The following is a 17,943-nucleotide window of genomic DNA, read 5'->3' on the forward strand; positions in this document are numbered from 1 at the left end:
AGCCAACTACATTTGTTCAAACCTTCCCATTCGTCCAAATGGAGTTGGGCGAATTCAAAAAACATCGTTTTTTTCTTTTTTGGCGTGGTAGTGGTTTTGCGGGTATTATTTGTTTTTCCTTTGCAATGAGTGAAAATTTTCAGCTTACCTCCAGTAATTATCTATAACGAAGTGGGTATTATTTCAACTTTCGTATAAAATTTTCTTTAAAGGTTTTTCCAAGGGGTATTGCAGCTGTTTTAATAAAAACCTGGTTGCCATAAACTTTGGAAATGTGGTTTAAATTAATAAGGTATGAACGATGAACCTGAACAAATCGTAATCCTTGTAGTTTTTCATTCCAGTTGCGCAGACTATCCAAGACTAAAAATTCTTTTTTATTGGTTACGATCTTTACGTAATCCACTTCTGCTTTAATGTATAGAATGTCATGAGCCAAAATGGAGTAAATGGTCTTGTCTGAATAGAGAAACAGTTGCTTATTATCTTGGGTGGGTAAAAGGGAATGTACCCGTGTTATTGCCTTAAAAAAGCGTTCGTACGAAAAAGGTTTTACCAGATAATCAACGACAGATTCCTCAAATGCTTCAACAGCATATTCCGTGAATGCCGTGGTTAGAATGATTTTAGGAGGGTTTGCAATCGTTTTTAAAAATTGAAGGCCATTCAATTCAGGTAACTGCACGTCCAAAAATAATACATCCGCCGATTGCATTTCTTCTAAAGGGATGTCCAAACCGCTTTCATAAGTACCTAAATGAATTAAAAAGGGAGTCTTTTCTAGGTAACCTTCCAAAATCTCCTGAGCAGCTTTTTCGTCTTCAAGGATTATACACTTCATAGGGCTATGGATAGATTGACGCGAAAAATATGATCTTGCTCAGTAATTCTTAAGTCATGTTTTTCAGGATACAAAAGTTGCAATCTTTTTTTGACGTTGCTAATACCGATACCACTTTCTGACCAACCGGTATCAATGGCCGTTTTGGCTTTGGTGTTGAACGGATTAGTGCACGAAAAGAAAAAATCATTGTCTTCGTTTGTCATAGTGATAGTAATGGGGTGTTTTTCACCTTTTAATACGCTGGTATACTTAAAGGCATTTTCTACAAAAGGAATCAATAACAACGGAGCTATTCGTAGTTTTGAATCGGTAACGGTGGTTGAAAACTTAACAATTACTTTATCCACCAATCTTTCCTGCTGTAAATCAATATACTCCGTAATATGCTGTATTTCTTGCTCCAAAGAGGCAAACTCTTGCTGTCCTTCATGGAATAGATAACGAAATCCGTTGGACAACTTCAAAATTAGTTCTGGGGTTTTATCATCCTTTTTTAAGGAATGGGCATAAATGGTATTCAACGTATTGAACAAAAAATGCGGATTGATTTGGGCTTTCAGCGCATTTATTTCAGCCTGCACTTTATCTTGGGATAAAGCTTCGACCTGCATCTGCTGATAGTATATATTTTTGATAGAATACAGAGCAAAAAAGACAATTCCAAAACTTGTATAAGTCAATGCATTAGTGAAAAAGTGCATCCAATAATGCGGGTCACTGGTGTGAAAATACCTATCGGTTAATTCATATAGCATGGCATTGACCACCAATGCCAACATGGCCACCGGGAAAAGCTTCCTTTTGTTGCTTTTTGGAAAAAACCAGAAAAAAAGGAAGTATGAAATCGCCATTTTAAAGACCAAAGAATTCAATTCGTGGGCAAATGACATCATATATCCGCCTTCTCTTTCAGAGTATTTAAGATAAGGGTAGAACAATACAATGACCCATAGGAAAATGTGTATCCAGGGTTCTATTCGCAAAAATTTTTGATATGTATGTCGACTTTTCACTAAGGTAAGTTACGGGCTATTCGTATGAAATCACAATATCTTTAAATGCTGCCTTCGCAAGAATTACATTTTCACCTGTGGTGCCGCTAATTCTGAAAATTAACCGTCCTTCACCCAAGGGTTCACAATCTTCAACATTAAAATAAATTTTGTCGTTCAATTTAAACCAGAGCCGGTTCTCTTTTTTACCTATCTCAATCGAATTCCATTCACCGGTCTCCATAATGTTTCCTGGTAGATTTTCATGAAACCCACGGGAGTATGGAGAATTGTTTTTGAAGAAAAAGGGTTTTATACCGTGGGAACGATTGTTAAAAGTAAGGTTGTAATGTTTCATTTCAGTGCGCCATTGCCAAACCTCTTGAGGTGTTGATGTGTTTGGAGGCAACTCAAAAGTTTGATCACCTTGATTTTGGGTTACGGAAAACAGGTTAATTAACACCGTAGATTCGGATAATGCTTTAACCATATACTTAAGTATAAAATCTTTTTTAAGGATATTGGGGCTTATCAAAAAGTAACCATCGGAGCCTTTTGTTTCTTCAACAATCAGCTCGTTACCGTTAACGGTGCTTTTACCTTTGTCAAAGGTTTGCCATTTGGACAGTTGTTCCGGGGTTATTAGTTCTCGATTAGGATTGGTCTGTGCGCAATTGTACAGCGTGCCTGCCAATACCATGCTGAGCATTAATCTTACTTTTTTCTTCATTTTAGGTTTATTTACTAATCACGCGAACCACCATGGTCATAATCACGTTGTTTTCTGTTTCTGGTTTTACCTTGATTTTGAAAGAGTTTATAATTCAAACTGAACAAGACTCCGAAGGTTTGCGATTGAAATCGCCAGATTTCGTTTTGGATGACTTGTTCCGTAATAAGAGTTCCTTCTCGTAAATTGTTATCGAGTACATCTATAATTCTAAGATTTGCGGTGAGTCTGTTTTCGAAAAACTTTGCTCGTATGGCCCAATCCAATCGATTTCTAGGTTGAATAACTCGAAACTCGTTCTGGTTTTTTGGGGTATGTCTGAAAGTAATGTCGGTGCTAATGTTCTTGTTGATCTTAAAAGTGTTTTTAAAGATGATGCTCGAAGCATGAAGATTGTCGAAGGTTATTGGAGCTTGTTGGTCAACTTTGGTATAGTAGTAGTTGGCGGAGAATTGAGTATTCCAATAGGACTTTAAGGTATATCGAAGATTCGTTTCAATACCGTACGATTGCTTTTTGCCCAAATTGTCAAAGCTGATAGTTTGAATTCCATCAGAATCAATGTCTTGCAACCATATGATGACATCGGTACGGTTTCTATAAAAGGTGGAAAGGGACCAATTAAAAAGATTACCGTTGTGCTGTACATTCAAATCGAGGTTATCACTGAACTCTGGTTTAAGCCCTGGATTAGCTTCCCACTGGAAATATTGATTTCCCATTTGGAATGGATTGATATGATGAAAATTCGGACGTGAAACTCTTTTACTATACCCAACGTTTATAGTATTTGCCTCATCTATCGTATATGAAAGATGTACTGATGGAAACAAGTTTTTGAATACCAAATCTGTTGTTTCACTATTTAATGTATTAGCAGAATTAGATGTAAAATATTCATAACGCAATCCTGCCTGTGTATTAAAATCCCCTAGTTGCAGCGTTGTCATACCATAAATCCCCAGCACTTGTTCTCTGTAATCGAACATCTCATTTAGAGTAACCCCATTGTTCGGTTGGAAGTAGTTAAAACTTTCAAGTTTTCGGTCGTTCCATAAAAGCCCGCTTTCAACAATTACTTTCGCATTGACAGGTAATGTATAGTCAAGAGCAAATTGCTGTAAGGTATTTTCATTGCGCCGCTCTTCCTCAAATAAAAAAATAGCATCCTCAAAATCTATTGCAGGGAGGAGGTTGTCGTTTAGTGAAATATGATAATCCAGTTCAATAAAATGGCCTTCTTTGGCAAAATTTTTCCGATAGTTTGTGTTGATCTCTGTGGTCTTATGGGTATGTGATGAATTTCGGGTATAAATAAAATCATCTCTGTTTGTTACGTTGGAATAGAAGGTGTTATTAAAAAAACTGTGGTAGTCATTGGTGTAGTCAAATCCAAAGGAAAGTTCGTTGTTGTCATTTATGAAAAAGTCAAGTCCAACAGTTACTTTTCGTACAAGACCATTGAAGTCATGAGGGGCGTTAAAGTCCCTGGTGTCACCATTAGTATATTGTTGGGCTATGGTTTGATGACTATCCATTTCTCTACCAGCCTGTGAGAGATTGAACCTAAAGTTGACCCATGAATAATTGTAATTTCCATCCAAGCCATAGCTATAGCGTTTTGTTCCGACACCGGTGTTTAGATTCAAGTTTAGACCTCGTGACCTGTTCTTTTTTAGAACGATATTGATGATTCCTGTGAGTCCATCCGCCTGATTTTTAGCTGATGGAGAGGTTATGATTTCCACCTTATGCACCGATGCAGCTGGTAGTTGCCCCAAGAGCTCCCCTGCACTTAAACCTGAAGGCTTTCCATTCACCAGCAAGCGAACATTGCCACTTCCTCGAAGGGATAGTGTGCCGGTACCTAAATCGGTCTGAATTTCAGAAATTTGGTCAAAAGCTTCTAGGACGGTTGCACCGGCTTGCTGCAAATCGGCTCCCAAATTGATTACTTTTCGGTCTATTTTTAAGGTTGTAGTGGTTTGCTCCGCGGCCACGACCACCTCATTTAATACAACATGTGATGGTTGCAGACGGATCATTAGATTTTCTGAATTTTCAATATTAGATATTGGTAAGAGGAAAATTTCATATCCTATAAAACTGAATTCAATGTGGGTGGTTCGTGGGCTATTCTGAATTGTAAAGTTTCCATTTTCGTCTGTTGATGTTCCATCCAATAAATCTTGACTTTTTAAGAGAGCCACAGTTGCAAAGGGAATGTTTGCATTGGTTTCAGCATCCTTGACCGTCCCGCTGAAGACTTTGGTACTTTGGGAATAGGTGAAAGTGCAGGCGCATAAAAACAATGTGCAAAAAAAGAACCGAACCATATATGAATATTATGATTCAAATATGCCATGTCATCAAAAGGGTACAAACTTTATTCTGTTAACTATGGTTCGGACTCTGTGAACGTTTGAGAATGGACTTTTTACAGCAGTTTGTCCGCTTTTTCATTTTTATCACGTTTTTTGCGTTTGACGCTTTTGTTTTTTGAACTTCCAAAACGATATGCTAATCCTAAATAAAGCGTTTTGCTATCAGGTCGAAATTCCCCCCTTTGAAAAACGGTTCTAAACGTTTCAAAAGCAAAGCGTTGGGTTCTGAAGATATCATTGAAGTTTAAACTAAAAGTTCCTTTGCCTTGTGCAAAACTATAACGAGCGCCTAGATTCATAAAAAAATTGTCTTTTAACTCGTACTGCAGAATTTCTTGAGGACCACTATAAAATGTGAACCATTGAAACGTAAGGGTTTTTGATACTTTGAAGGTATTATTGATCTTGGCGTTCATTAAGTTATTGTTCACCTGCACGTTCTCACCTTCTATAACTCCTTTCTGTGTTCGGGAATAAGCATCAAAACTACCGTTAAAATTCCACCAATTTGTTGGTCGATAGTTCAGTGAGAATTCAAAACCATAGGCGTTATTGCTGTCAAAATTGTCATAATCGATAATCAACACAGTTGGATTGTCTTCATCGAAAAAACCTCTCCTATTAATTTCATCTTTGATTCTTCTGTAAAAACCTCCTACGGTGAAACTTCCCTTTTCCAATTTTCTGCTGTAGTTTAATTCCAATGAGTTGGTGAACTGGGGAACCAGACTTGGATTACCCGTAATAATGATTTGCGGTGTGCTCAACTGCCGTATGGGATTGATTTGGTTCAATGATGGACGGTCAATCCGACGACCAAAGCTTAATTGATAGGAATTTTTTTGTTCGGCATCTGGGGTATACTTCAAAAATCCAGACGGATACACATTAAACAATTCATCGGTAAAAGTAAACTGGGATTGACCAACTTCGTCGAACTCGGTTTCAACAGTATAATCTTCCAATCGAACACCAATATTGTATTGCCACTTTTGTAAGCTTTGACTGAAAGTAGTGTAGAAGGAGTGGATATCTCTATCATAGGAAAAATCAGAATTATTGAAATCCATGCGGTTAGTATTATAGGTGTTCTCAATCCGACGAAGACGGGTTTCCAAACCAATTTCTAAGGTCGCATTTTCTGAAACGGGATTAACATAATCAAGATTTATGGTAGTGTTGGTACGTGTATCATCAATGAATTCATCGTAGTTTGCTAGAGGACTGTTCCCGTTAAAATCAAAATCGTTATTGGTGTTGCTTTTCAAAGTGTTGTAATCCACTTCCAATTCCAATGAATGGCCTTCTTTGGCAAATTCATGTTTTAAATCAAAATTGTAAGTGGCGTTAGTATTATCTCGATTTACCAGGTCAAATTGATTGAAATCTATTTCTGGAGTATCGAAGAAAAGGATGTTTCTTGTGGCATCTAAAAAGACGTCGAATTTATTTTGATTGGTATAAAACGAGAATGTGTTTTTGTCATTGATAAAAAAATCCAAGCCTAGTTTGAAAAGATGAGAGGAGCGGTCAGCAATACTTTTAATGAATTGACCTGTGCCATCCCTGAATCGGACAATTTCTCCATTGGTGACATTTTTGCCTAAACGGTTGCCATAGCTGCCAAATAAATTGATTTTACCTATCCGGTAATTTAAATTTAATGCATTGTTGTAGCGTGTTCTTCGACCAAATGTGATACCTGAGTTCAATGATCCGTTAAAACCCAATGAAGCATTTTTTTTGAGGGTAATATTGATGATGCCACTCATGCCCTCAGGGTTATATTTTGCTGATGGATTAGTAATCAATTCGATGGTTTTGATGGATGTTGATGGTATCTGCTGCAATAGGTCACTCGAATCGATATTTGTGGGCTTTCCATCCACTAAAATGCGGACATTCTCATTACCTCTAAAGGAAATTTGACCGTCTTGGTCAACACTTACTGAGGGTATATTCCCCATAATGTCACTTGCAGATGCTCCTACGGTCGTCAGGTCTTTACCCACATTGATGACTTTTCTATCAATTTTTTGTTCAATGGTAGAACGCTCAGCAACTACTTCCACCGACTCCAATGCCACAGCATCCTCTTCAATATAAAGACTTCCAAGACTTAGTTTTTTCTCATTCTTGCTCAAAGTTATGGGTAGGGATATGGTCTTGTAACCTATAAACTGTACTTCCAAATCGTAATTGCCAAACGCTATACTTGCAACATTAAAAACACCATTGCTATCAGTGATACCTCCTGTTTCAATGGTTTCGCCTGATTTAAGAACTACATTGGCATAAGGAATAGGTTCTTGAGAAGTTTTGTCCAAGATGGTTCCTTTGATACTTCCCTGGCTATAGCTGCAAATACCGGATAAGACGAAAATTAGTAACGAAAAGTGCTGGAGGATAGGTTTAAATACTGAAACTCTTGAATTCATGCTGGATAAAATTGTGTTTTCGCCGAATTTAGAAAGACTCTGTTTTTGAAAATGTTACCGTAGATATAGAGCGTTGGAGCGTTGTCGGATAGAAGAAAAACAGTGCCCAATAGTTTTATCGACGAAAAGCGATTTTTTGACATCCATAAGTTGTTGTTCGCCGATATCCAAAAAAGCGCCTGAATAGATTTGTACCTTTATCTCCAATAGTTTTGCGTATGTGGCAGCGAGTTCAGCACTTTTTAGAAGTTTCCAAGTTCAAATATTTAGTATTTGGATTGTTGGTCTTTGCGTTTTCCGCATCAACTTCCGGATGGTACTATAGCACCACACAAGAATTGGTCATCACCTATAGCATTCGGGCTGGGCTGCAGATAGCCATGGCATTTATTATTCTTGAAATATTGGTTCCCTTTCTTCTCAATAAAGGGAGAACGGTATTTTTTGCAATTGCAATTACCATTACCTTATTGGGTTTTTATATCATCTGCACTTTGATATACATGCAGTATTTTGAGCCGAACTATTCGGCCACATATGTGAATTATGTGAAACGATTTAGTGATCCTTCTTTCGTGGGAAGACTGACCAACTTCAACGAATTTGTGGTCAAAAGTCTTTATCTGCTTTACCCTACTATTTTGTTATCCGTTTTAAAACTATATGTTGAAAAGCAACGATTGTTAAAGCTGAATGAGCAAAAGAAAACAGCAGAACTTGTAGCATTGAAGAATCAACTGAACCCACATTTTCTATTCAATACCTTGAACAACCTATATGCGCTAACGCTTAAAAAGTCGGATGATGCTCCGAAGGTGATTCAAAAGCTTTCTGAGATTTTGGACTACATTCTCTATCGTTGCAATGAACCCTATGTAGCTCTGGAAAAAGAAATTGAACTGATTGAAAACTATTTATCGCTTGAAAAAATAAGATACGCGGAAAGGGTTAATATTTCATTCAGTAAAAATGTGACGGGTCAAGAAAAAATAGCACCTCTGTTGCTGCTCACCTTTGTTGAAAATGCTTTTAAACATGGTGTGTCAAACGAAATAGAGCAGGCGCGAATTGATATCAATATTTCAAAAAAAGAAGGACAATTGCTATTCAAGGTCGAAAATACAAAGCCCACGGGGTCGCTATCTGCTGTGGATAAAAAATCCATAGGACTACAAAATATTAAAAAACAGCTCGAATTACTCTACCCGAAAGCCTACGATTTAATTATTGAAAATGGGAAAAATACATTTTCAGCGAATCTGAAACTGGCGAAACTATGAAGTATCAATGTGTAATTATTGATGACGAACCGCTAGCTAGGGAATTATTGGAAGGGTACCTGCAGAAAATACCCGGATTTGAATTGGTAGCCTCTTGTTCAAGTGCCATTGAAGCGGTGGGTGTTGTAAGTGGTCAAAAGATAGACCTACTGTTTTTAGATATTGAAATGCCTGTACTAAAAGGCACTGATTTTTTTAAAAGCCTGGCACATAAACCCCAGGTTGTTTTTACCACGGCCTATCGTGACTATGCGGTGGATGGCTTTGATATGAATGCCTTGGACTATCTACTGAAACCGATTTTCTTTGATCGCTTTTTTTTGGCCATCCAAAAATTTTTAAAATCGCAAAACACTGACAAAAAAGAGATTGTTATTCCATCAAAAGGGGGTAAGGGAGACTATCTTTTCGTGAACAAAGCAAAAAAACAAATCAAAGTTATATTTGATTCTATTTTATATGTGGAGAGCTTCAAAGACTACATCAATATTCATCTGCAAGAAGAAAGCCTGACCATTAAAGAAAGTATTTCCAGTTTTGAAAAAAGATTGGATGACCGATTTATCCGATTGCATCGTTCCTATATAGTTAACAGTGAAAAAATTACTGCTTTTACAAAAAATGATGTTGAAGTGGGTCGCATAGAAATTCCCATCGGCAACAATTACAAAAATAATTTGCTTCCCTTTTTGGAATCTATTTAAAAGACCTCTCTTCTTCAAAGTAATGGTTGAGAATCATGGAAAAGCCTTAAAACAAGACCGCATACTGTATGCGTACCCATTCAAACTGTATTTACTTTGGCCAGAATCCTGACCAGCATAGATTAGCGACATAATCTTTAATCTTAAAATTATTACAATGAGAAAGCAAAAATTGGTAATGTTGGTCAGTGTCCTTTTTCTTGGAACTTTTATGGCTATCGGCCAAGGAAAAGTAAAGAAACTGGCATTTAAAAAAGGAGAAGTTTTGGATATTTTATTGTTTGAAGGGAAACCAGAGCTTCCAAAGTTTTTCCCAAAATATAAGGAAACAGCGTTTGCCTTTGCCCTAAAAACAGGATATCAGCCACAGCCCCTTTTATCCGTATTGGAAACGACCCAAGGAGGTTACCAACCCAGCACATTTGTTTTTGGTAAATGGACAAATTTATCTAGCAGGAAAAAGTTTCTGAACGAAATTTTAAAAGAGGTGCCTGATTTCCATGAACAGCGCAGAGCCATGTGGTCGTCTTTTTATTTGGCTTACTATGAAATGCAAAAAGATGTTTCTCTGGAAATCGATGAAAATAAAGTTTATGTGGCAACTGCTTATTGGCAAGACGGTACTACCGAATTCAATACTTTTAAAAAAGAATGGTTGAAAAAAGTTAAGGACAATAAGGGTAAGGTTATTTTAGAACTAACCGATGCAAAGTCATCCGTTGGTTACATGTACAAACCGGATTATGTAGCATTGATTGAATGGAGAGACAGGAGTGCCTTTGACAACTTCCTAAAGGAAAATGAGGAAATGGGAGATGTGGGTATTGAAAATGTGAACCAGTTCGTTATTCAATAATTTAAAAAACATAAAACCGATAGGGAGAATCACTTATCGGTTTTATATGCCTATGCAAACATTTGTAAATCAGCTTGTGTATTTTGCTTTTTTTCAGAGCTTTTTCCTGTTGTCTGTTTATTTGTTTTCCAAAAAGAATAGAGAACATGTCAATGGCTATATTGCTTTTTTGATTTTTGTTCTATTCATTGGTCTAAGTGGTCGGGTGCTATATATTTCAGAAGTATTTGGCACAAATTTCAGGTTAATTTCATTTTCTGAATTTGCTATCCTCTTGTTTGGCTCCACTATTTACCTATTTACTAGGTCTTCATTAATGAACAGGTATTTTGTGAGACAAGATTTGGTGCACTACGTACCAGCCTTGTTTTACATCCTCTTTGTGATTTTTTATTTTATGGCGCCCTCGGATAAGGTGATTGTGGAACGAATCAAAACAGGGGAGCTATACCGAATGGTCAGTGTTTTTGTTGGGATTGGTCTCTTCATAAATAGCACATATTGGATTTTGAGTCTAAGACAGTTTTTCCAATTTCGAAGAACCTTGAAGAATGAACTGAGTTATACAATAAAAACCCAATTTTTCCTCTATTTTTTGATCGCTATCGGGGTTTGTCTATTGGTATGGACGATTATTTATGTAATTAGTCTATTGGGTTTACAAACTTTGGAACGCGATGCACGACAGTTGATATGGTTGAGCATTGCCTTTATCATTCTTTTCATTGCCTATTATGGAATGATAGCACCTGATTTGTTTCGAATTAAATCGTTACAACTTTCCCAAAAATATAGTCAATCAAAACTTACCAATGCCGATTTAGACCAGCTCAAAGTGAAGCTGGAAAACATCATGGTGTCAAAAAAGCCCTATCTGAATCGAAAGCTTTTAAAAGCAGAACTTGCCGAAATGCTTGGAATCAATAATCCTGAATTAGCACGTTTGTTAAATGAACGAATTGGAATGAACTTTTTTGACTTTGTCAACTATTACCGCATCAAAGAGTTTATTGTCTTGGCCCGGGCCGATAAAGCACAGAATCTAACCTTTTTTGGACTTGCACAAGAAGTCGGTTTTAACTCAAAAACGACCTTTAATAAATCGTTTAAGAATTTAATCGGTTTATCTCCTTCGGAATACTTTTCACAAGCTCAGGATATCAACATACAATAAGACCGGATACCCAGGTTAATTTTCTGACCTCATGTTTTCATCGGTTCTACCATTGCTGTACAATCCCCGAAGCCCGACTATTTTACTGTTCTCCTCCATCATTCGAATTCTAAAATAGGGAACCGCTTCTATCATAAACATGTTGGAACTCATCGGAATCAGTTCATGCTCTGGATTACCTTCACGTTGGTAGTATAGTTTGCCATTTTCAAAGCGTAGTTTTCTAGGGCCGTAACTCCCCGCGTAGGACTTCAAAGTGGCGGCATCAATTGTTATTGGACCTTCTTCCGCTTTATATCCATCAAGCGCCCATTGCAGATGAAAGTTATTTTCAGTTCCTGAACGTGCAATTAGAGTTTCCAATGCAGTGACCTTTGCTACTTGAAGGGCCTCGCTTGCAGATACTTCCATATGAGGTTTAACGCCTACTCCTTCCCAGTTGGTGTTTGTAATGGGATTGATCGCTCTACCTGTTGGCACCCAAACAGTAAATCTTTCCGTAGCAATTTGTGTGCCCCCAGGATGTGCACCTCCACCGGTGGTTTCACCTATCAAAGTGGCTCTTTCAAGATTTCGAAGGTTATAGCTAAATTCTTCTGCAGCGGAAAAAGTATTTCCACTGGTCAAGACATACACGTCCATATCTGGCCTGCGCTTACCGGGAACATAGGGTAGGGTCCAAGTTTGAGAGTGTGAATCGTCCGGTCTACTGTAAAAATTATTTAAGTGCACAGGATGTTCATCATATAGATAACTGGTGATTAGCTGTATCATGGAAGGACTACCACCTCCATTTTGGCGAAGATCTATGATCAAGGCATCAGCATTGCTCAAAAAGTTCATAGCGGCCTGCGCAGCAGCGCCGGCTTCTTCATCTACATTTGAAAATCCAGTTAGATTAAGATACCCAATGTTACCATCAAGAATTCGAACTTCTCTAAAACCGTAATTGCCAGCTCTTCTTGCCATCAATCTACTTTTTGCAAAAGCGATACTATCCTCGGTCGAAACGGCAGCATTTCTCATTTGCGAAATACCATTAGGGTCAAAGCGCACACGTAAATGCAAATCTTTGCTGACCGATTGAAGATCTTCGGTCAGAACTTGGGCAAATTGGATGGGATCATCAATTTTTTTGTACGAACCTTTTTTGTAGTTATTTTGCAAAAGATCGTTCATTTTTGAGGCTACATCAGGGAAAATATAGTTGGCCTCTAGAATTGTGGTTACGGAGTCAATAACCTCTTTCTGCTCTTTTCCAGATAATTTGTCGGTTGAGCTTTGAGTAAGGGATTGGCAGAAGATTCCAACTGCCAATAAAATTAATGGGATAAAGATTTTTTTCATGATTATTTCGATTTTTGATTTTGAGAATTTGTACAGTTGAGGATAATTTTTTGCAAGAGGTTCCTCAAGGTCTCTATTTCTTTTTCGCTTAACCCTTCAAGGGCGATACTCCTGTTTTGAATGATTACGGGCATAAGGTCTTCCTGAGTTATATTTCCCATGGGTGTGAGCTTCAAGCCATGTCTGCGCCTATCCTCGGAATGAGAAGATCGTAATAAAAATCCCTTGGATACTAATAACTCGATCATTCGCGTCACAGAAGCTACATCCTTAAAAATAGCTTCGGCTATTTCACGCTGGCTAATATTGGGGTTATCATGAATCGTCTTAAGAATGAGCCATTGATCAATGGTGATGTCTTTATTTACTTTCTTGAGATTGCGTTGCGCAAATTGGCGATATGACTTAATCGATTTCTCGAGGATATAAAAGAGAACATGCTCTAAACGGGGTGCTATTTGTGAATGTATCATTGATGCGAATATAATTGATATATCAATTATATGAAAATTTTTGTGATTCACAGATTAAGTAGTCTCTATGAGTTGTATTGCTTCTTGTTTGTGAAGAATTATTTCAAGTAGTCAAACGTATTTACGACTTCGTACTTGAGACTTCTTTTTAAAAATCCATTCAAGAATGCAGTGTGACTTCCTCCAGAAAGAATAAAAACCCGATCAGTTTTTTTAAGAGGAAGCCTATTTAGGTTGGAGTAAATTCTTAGGTTACGTTGATAATACTTTGCTGCTTCATCAGCACCCTCAAAACCGTTTTCGGTTCCAATGTAGGTCAATATGTCCGCGTTGGCGGTAATCAAAAAATCCAAAAACTTGGGATGGTTCATTCGCTCCAGTTTTTCCATCAAGGACAGACCTTCTTCAAACACATTCAATTCAGGAATGGACGCAAAGGGATTGGATTTGAAATTACCAAAGGTGACCGAATCCAAAACATTCTTCAATTCTTCGTTGATGTTATAGTTATAGCTCATTCTATGGTCAATACCATGAAGGTTTTGAATATTGTTGACTCGTCCCACCTCAAAAGCAACTAAGCCCACTTCTCCATAATAGGTTGATGCTTTTTCAGGGTTTTTTAAATATGCATGGTATTTAGTGTTCAACTCATCGTTTTCATCCAGTGGTACTTCAACACAAATGACACTCGGCTGAAAACGCGATATCATTTTGGCTATTTCTTTTGCATCTTGCTGATTCTTTTTGTCTTCTTCATCAAATTCTACACTGGTTTCATCGGAGGTGGAGCCCATGTGAAACGTAGCAAAGTTCAACACTTTGATTTTATCGCTGGACTCTGAAATTATTGGGTCAGCTTTTTGGATTTCCTGCTCAGGTTCCTTCGATTGGGTACCACAACTCATGGCAAGGCCCATTAAAACAATAATTAAAATTCGATTCATTGTCTTTGGTTTATTCAGAAGTTTTCGTGTTAAGTGTTATTCTAGTACCTCGCTAATTTGTATAACTGGTTGAATATTGGTGTAATTAGGAATGTCACCCACAATCTGTTTGGCATTTGGTCCAAAAGAATTTTGATAGGCCGAAAGTTTGTCAAAATATAAATACCCAATGGCCAAATAGGGTATGGGCTCGTCAGGAGTTCTACCGGAAATGCCTCTATCGATTTCCAGCAGTTTCAAGGAATCGCCCAATAAATTTGCAACCATAGGCATGTGTTTTTTGGAGTAATAGTCCATATCAAAGGTTTTTCCTTCACTGTTGGGATATAGTATGGTTACCTTGATCATGCTCTTTTTAGCTTTGGAAGTTTCTGCTGATCCATGCTGCTGACAACTCCCGAGAAAGACTATAGTAGCAAGGGTACAAAGGATAATATTGGCTTTCATTTTAGTTTGATTTAATGATTGATAAAAAGATTGGTTTCTTGATGTAACTTCTGAATAAAGATACAGTAATAGACTTTAATTCGAACATTTTGCTTTTTAGAGGATAGGACCAAGGTTTTGTTGATAGAAAGTAGGTTGGTTTTAAATCGGTCAAAACCATCCGTACAAATTACTTTAGAGAAAATCCCTATTTTTAGAAGAACCAACAATATGAATCACAACCTATGTATACAAGACGCATATTCCCGGTCAAGGGAGTAATCAGATGGACGCGGAGACACATTTTTCTTTTTCTTCTTTTAGCCACAGTTCCTGTTTTTTTGTTCGATATCCTTAGATGGAAATGGTTACATGTGCCATGGCTTCCCTTAGGAGTTTTAGGTACAGCAGTGGCGTTCATTGTCAGTTTTAAGAACAATGCGTCATATGATAGACTTTGGGAAGCCCGCAAAATATGGGGAGGTATTGTAAACGCTTCACGTTCGTGGACTATCATGGTCAAGGATTTTATTACCAACGAACACGCAAAGAGCTCAAAAAGCGATGAAGAACTCAAGACCATAAAACGGGAATTGGTGCATCGACATGTTGCATGGTTAACCGCATTGAGGTATCAATTACGGAAGGACAAACCTTGGGAAATGCACCTGAAAAATTCAAAATCGAACAGCGAGTTTAGAGCAACTCAATACACAGTTTGCGAAGATACTATACCTATTGAAGAAGCGATTTCCCCATATATTCCAAAACAAGAAGTGGATGAGGTTTTTGCCAAAGGAAACCAAGCCTCGCAATTATTGGGTATTCAATCCAGACGATTGGGTGAACTGATGAACGAAGGGCTAATAGAAGATTTCAGGCATATGGAAATGATGTCGATGCTCACGGAGTTTTACACGCTGCAAGGAAAAAGTGAGCGAATAAAGAATTTTCCATACCCCAGGCAATTCGCAACACTAAACTATGTTTTTGTTTGGATTTTCATCCTTTTGTTACCTTTTGGTATAATGGAAGAGTTTGAGGATATCGGAAACAAGATTATTCAATATTTGGAGGTCAGTCCTGCTTATTTTGAGATTACCCAAAACCTGCAACTTTTTATAGGAAAGCATTTCGTTTGGTTTTCGATACCATTCAGTGCTTTGATATCTTGGGTTTTTCATACTATGGAAGCCATTGGGGAGAATACCGAAAATCCCTTTGAAGGAGGGCCTAATGATGTGCCCATTACCGATTTAAGCAGAGGAATTGAAATTGATATCCGTCAATTGATAGATGATGACAATATTCCAGCGGCCTATGAATGGAAGAATGATATTGTGATGTGATTTTCAAAGTCCAACATAAGCTGGACTTCCATTTTTATGGTTTAAAAAGGTAGTTTTTCCAAATCCACATTTCCTCCGGATATGATTACACCTATTTTTTTTCCAGTAAAAAGCTTTTTGTCACGCAAAACAGCTGCTAGGGCGACAGCACTAGAGGGCTCGCAAACAATTTTCAAGCGTTCCCAAATTAGTTTCATGGATGCAACAATTTCTTGCTCTGTTACGCGAATGATTTGATCTACATGCCGTTGAATAATGGGAAAGTTTCTATCGCCCAATTGAGTTTTAAGTCCATCTGCGATAGTATTTGTGCTCGAGTTGGTTTCAATGGTTCCGCTTTGCATGGAACGGTAAGCATCGTCAACCTCAAAAGGTTCTCCTCCAATGGTTCTACAATTGTTACCAAAGAAACTTGCCGCTAGGGCATTTCCCGCAATCAATCCTCCTCCGCCAACTGGAGTGACGATATAATTTAAATCTGGCTGTACTTCCAGTAATTCCTTTCCAGCAGTTCCTTGCCCTAAAATAACATCGTCATCATTGGAGGGATGAATAAATGTCGCTCTTTCTCGCTGTTCAATTTCTTTTGTGGTGTTTTCCCTTGCCTCCAGCGTGGATTCACATTCCGTAATGATACCGCCATATCCTTTAACAGCTTCTTTTTTGACCTGGGGAGCACTGTCTGGCATCACAATGAATGCTTTTACCCCTAAACTTTGGGCGGCCAATGAAAGTGCTTGTGCAAAATTTCCGGAAGAATGTGTCACTACCCCGTTTTTTCGTTGCCCCTCTGAAAGTTGTAGGATGGCATTAGTTGCCCCTCTCATTTTAAAAGCCCCCATTCTTTGGAAATTCTCACACTTAAAAAACACTTGGGCATTTACGAATTCATTAATAAGTCTTGAAGTAAGTACTGGGGTATTATGGATAAACGGTTTTATCCGTTCATGACACTGAATAAGTTGTTGTTTGTCCATCTAAATGCATTGATGCATAAAGATAATGATGATAGAAAGATTCATCTGAATTATTCAAAAATAAACCCAATATGATAAAAAGGATGACTAGTTGGAAACCGTACTCTTATGTATTTCCATATTTTGGGATACACCCTCCATGCCTAATTCAGGTATTACCAATAATGGAATTTGCGTGTGAAAAGCTGTACGTTTAACCACAGGTTCCCGGGTCATTTTTTCCAGATAACTGTGCTGATAATTTAATAGGGCTAACAGATGGATATCGAGTTCTTCAGAAAAAATCTCCAGAGTTTGGGATACCGAATTGAGTTCAGAAACCGTATGCACATAATGTTCGGTACCATCCAAATAGCGTCTTAGCATATTAAGATTGAACTGCTGAAGTTCGGATAACGCTTTGATACCATATTGTACATGGACAATTCGTATGGTTGCCTGAAACATTTGGGCCAACTCCAATAGCGGATTCAACTCTGATGAGGTATAAAAGCGGTTAAAATCTGTTGCAAAAGCAATTTCAGATGGAGTTACGAAAGAAAAGTGCTGTGGAATGGCCAAAACGGGACATTTCTTAGTGCTTTTAATAATTCTAACCGTATTACTTCCCATAAAGACTTCATCAATTCCTGACGCGCCCTTGGTTCCGGTAACAATTAATTGAATTCCCTCAGAGTCTGCAATATCTGTAACCTCATCTACCAACAAATTAAAGGAAGAAACAGTTTCGAACTGATGTTTCGTATTCCGGTATTTACGCCTTATCCGGTCCACTGTTTTCTGTAAACCTTCCTCAGAGGAGTTTCGAACTGCATCTACGATTCGGACACCGTCAATCATTTTGGCCATAAAGCGACTGCTTGGAATAACCGGAGTATAGGTGTTAAGTAAATAAAAGGTACAGGTCTTTTTGCGAAACAGTTGCATGGCATAATCAATAGCGTTCCATGCGTTCTCTGAAAAATCGGTAGGTATTAAAATTTTTTGCATTCCATCAAAAATAAAAGATGGAATAAAATTAA

General features: G+C 37.8%; 16 protein-coding genes. 5 read left to right on the plus strand and 11 right to left on the minus strand.

All coding sequences use genetic code 11. The annotated features are described in order from the left end of the window. Positions 1 to 178 precede the first annotated feature (178 nt). The 5 genes from ACOKFG_RS05810 to ACOKFG_RS05830 all read right to left on the minus strand — a co-directional run bounded on the left by ACOKFG_RS05810 (position 179) and on the right by ACOKFG_RS05830 (position 7,388). The gene (locus tag ACOKFG_RS05810; RefSeq protein WP_422862016.1) at positions 179 to 841 is read right to left on the minus strand and encodes a LytR/AlgR family response regulator transcription factor; all 663 of its coding nucleotides are present in this window, start codon (positions 839 to 841) and stop codon (positions 179 to 181) included. Further along, on the minus strand, positions 838 to 1,827 hold the full coding sequence (locus ACOKFG_RS05815) for a sensor histidine kinase (RefSeq protein ID WP_422862017.1): 990 nt from the start codon (positions 1,825 to 1,827) through the stop codon (positions 838 to 840). Before ACOKFG_RS05815 ends, ACOKFG_RS05810 begins: the two co-directional genes overlap by 4 nt. Positions 1,828 to 1,873: 46 nt before the next feature. Next, positions 1,874 to 2,566 carry a family 16 glycoside hydrolase gene (locus ACOKFG_RS05820; RefSeq protein WP_422862018.1) on the minus strand — a complete coding sequence of 231 codons (693 nt, stop codon included), beginning with the start codon at positions 2,564 to 2,566 and terminating at the stop codon, positions 1,874 to 1,876. Between the two features lie 14 nt (positions 2,567 to 2,580). After that, the gene (locus ACOKFG_RS05825) at positions 2,581 to 4,902 is read right to left on the minus strand and encodes a TonB-dependent receptor domain-containing protein (protein WP_422862019.1); all 2,322 of its coding nucleotides are present in this window, start codon (positions 4,900 to 4,902) and stop codon (positions 2,581 to 2,583) included. 101 nt (positions 4,903 to 5,003) lie between these two features. Continuing rightward, a complete protein-coding gene (locus ACOKFG_RS05830; protein ID WP_422862020.1) occupies positions 5,004 to 7,388 on the minus strand; it encodes a TonB-dependent receptor domain-containing protein in 2,385 nt (794 codons plus the stop codon). 218 nt (positions 7,389 to 7,606) lie between these two features. On the opposite strand from ACOKFG_RS05830, the gene ACOKFG_RS05835 reads away from it, so the two are divergent. The 4 genes from ACOKFG_RS05835 (at position 7,607) to ACOKFG_RS05850 (ending at position 11,402) form a co-directional block, all read left to right on the plus strand. Next, complete coding sequence (locus ACOKFG_RS05835) at positions 7,607 to 8,668, plus strand: sensor histidine kinase (RefSeq protein WP_422862021.1); 1,062 nt, start codon at positions 7,607 to 7,609, stop codon at positions 8,666 to 8,668. Continuing rightward, positions 8,665 to 9,372, plus strand: coding sequence for a LytR/AlgR family response regulator transcription factor (locus tag ACOKFG_RS05840; protein WP_422862022.1), 708 nt, complete (start codon positions 8,665 to 8,667; stop codon positions 9,370 to 9,372). The genes ACOKFG_RS05835 and ACOKFG_RS05840 overlap by 4 nt, the downstream gene beginning before the upstream one ends. Positions 9,373 to 9,529: 157 nt before the next feature. Continuing rightward, positions 9,530 to 10,228, plus strand: a complete 699-nt coding sequence (locus ACOKFG_RS05845; protein WP_422862023.1) for a hypothetical protein — start codon at positions 9,530 to 9,532, stop codon at positions 10,226 to 10,228. 52 nt (positions 10,229 to 10,280) lie between these two features. Next, entirely contained in the window at positions 10,281 to 11,402 is a 1,122-nt protein-coding gene (locus tag ACOKFG_RS05850; protein ID WP_422862024.1) for a helix-turn-helix domain-containing protein, read from the plus strand. 15 nt (positions 11,403 to 11,417) lie between these two features. Here the strand turns inward: ACOKFG_RS05850 and ACOKFG_RS05855 are convergent, their stop codons facing one another. From ACOKFG_RS05855 to ACOKFG_RS05870, 4 genes are all read right to left on the minus strand, one after another. Further along, positions 11,418 to 12,749, minus strand: a complete 1,332-nt coding sequence (locus ACOKFG_RS05855) for a S41 family peptidase (protein ID WP_422862025.1) — start codon at positions 12,747 to 12,749, stop codon at positions 11,418 to 11,420. A gap of 2 nt (positions 12,750 to 12,751) precedes the next feature. Beyond that, a complete protein-coding gene (locus ACOKFG_RS05860; RefSeq protein WP_299174953.1) occupies positions 12,752 to 13,222 on the minus strand; it encodes a MarR family transcriptional regulator in 471 nt (156 codons plus the stop codon). A gap of 98 nt (positions 13,223 to 13,320) precedes the next feature. Then, positions 13,321 to 14,169: a DUF5694 domain-containing protein gene (locus tag ACOKFG_RS05865; protein WP_299174954.1), complete on the minus strand. Its 849-nt coding sequence runs from the start codon at positions 14,167 to 14,169 to the stop codon at positions 13,321 to 13,323. Between the two features lie 36 nt (positions 14,170 to 14,205). Continuing rightward, complete coding sequence (locus ACOKFG_RS05870) at positions 14,206 to 14,616, minus strand: EthD family reductase (RefSeq protein WP_298793977.1); 411 nt, start codon at positions 14,614 to 14,616, stop codon at positions 14,206 to 14,208. A gap of 224 nt (positions 14,617 to 14,840) precedes the next feature. Between ACOKFG_RS05870 and ACOKFG_RS05875 the strand changes: the two genes are divergently transcribed. Next, entirely contained in the window at positions 14,841 to 15,944 is a 1,104-nt protein-coding gene (locus tag ACOKFG_RS05875; protein WP_298793978.1) for a bestrophin family ion channel, read from the plus strand. A gap of 41 nt (positions 15,945 to 15,985) precedes the next feature. Here the strand turns inward: ACOKFG_RS05875 and ACOKFG_RS05880 are convergent, their stop codons facing one another. Continuing rightward, positions 15,986 to 16,921 carry a pyridoxal-phosphate dependent enzyme gene (locus ACOKFG_RS05880; protein ID WP_422862026.1) on the minus strand — a complete coding sequence of 312 codons (936 nt, stop codon included), beginning with the start codon at positions 16,919 to 16,921 and terminating at the stop codon, positions 15,986 to 15,988. Positions 16,922 to 17,008: 87 nt separating this feature from the next. Next, the gene (locus ACOKFG_RS05885) at positions 17,009 to 17,911 is read right to left on the minus strand and encodes a universal stress protein (RefSeq protein WP_299487981.1); all 903 of its coding nucleotides are present in this window, start codon (positions 17,909 to 17,911) and stop codon (positions 17,009 to 17,011) included. Positions 17,912 to 17,943 lie beyond the last annotated feature (32 nt).

It is taken from the genome of Flagellimonas rhodophyticola (genome assembly GCF_049332665.1).
In the GTDB taxonomy this organism is placed as follows: Bacteria; Bacteroidota; Bacteroidia; order Flavobacteriales; family Flavobacteriaceae; genus Flagellimonas.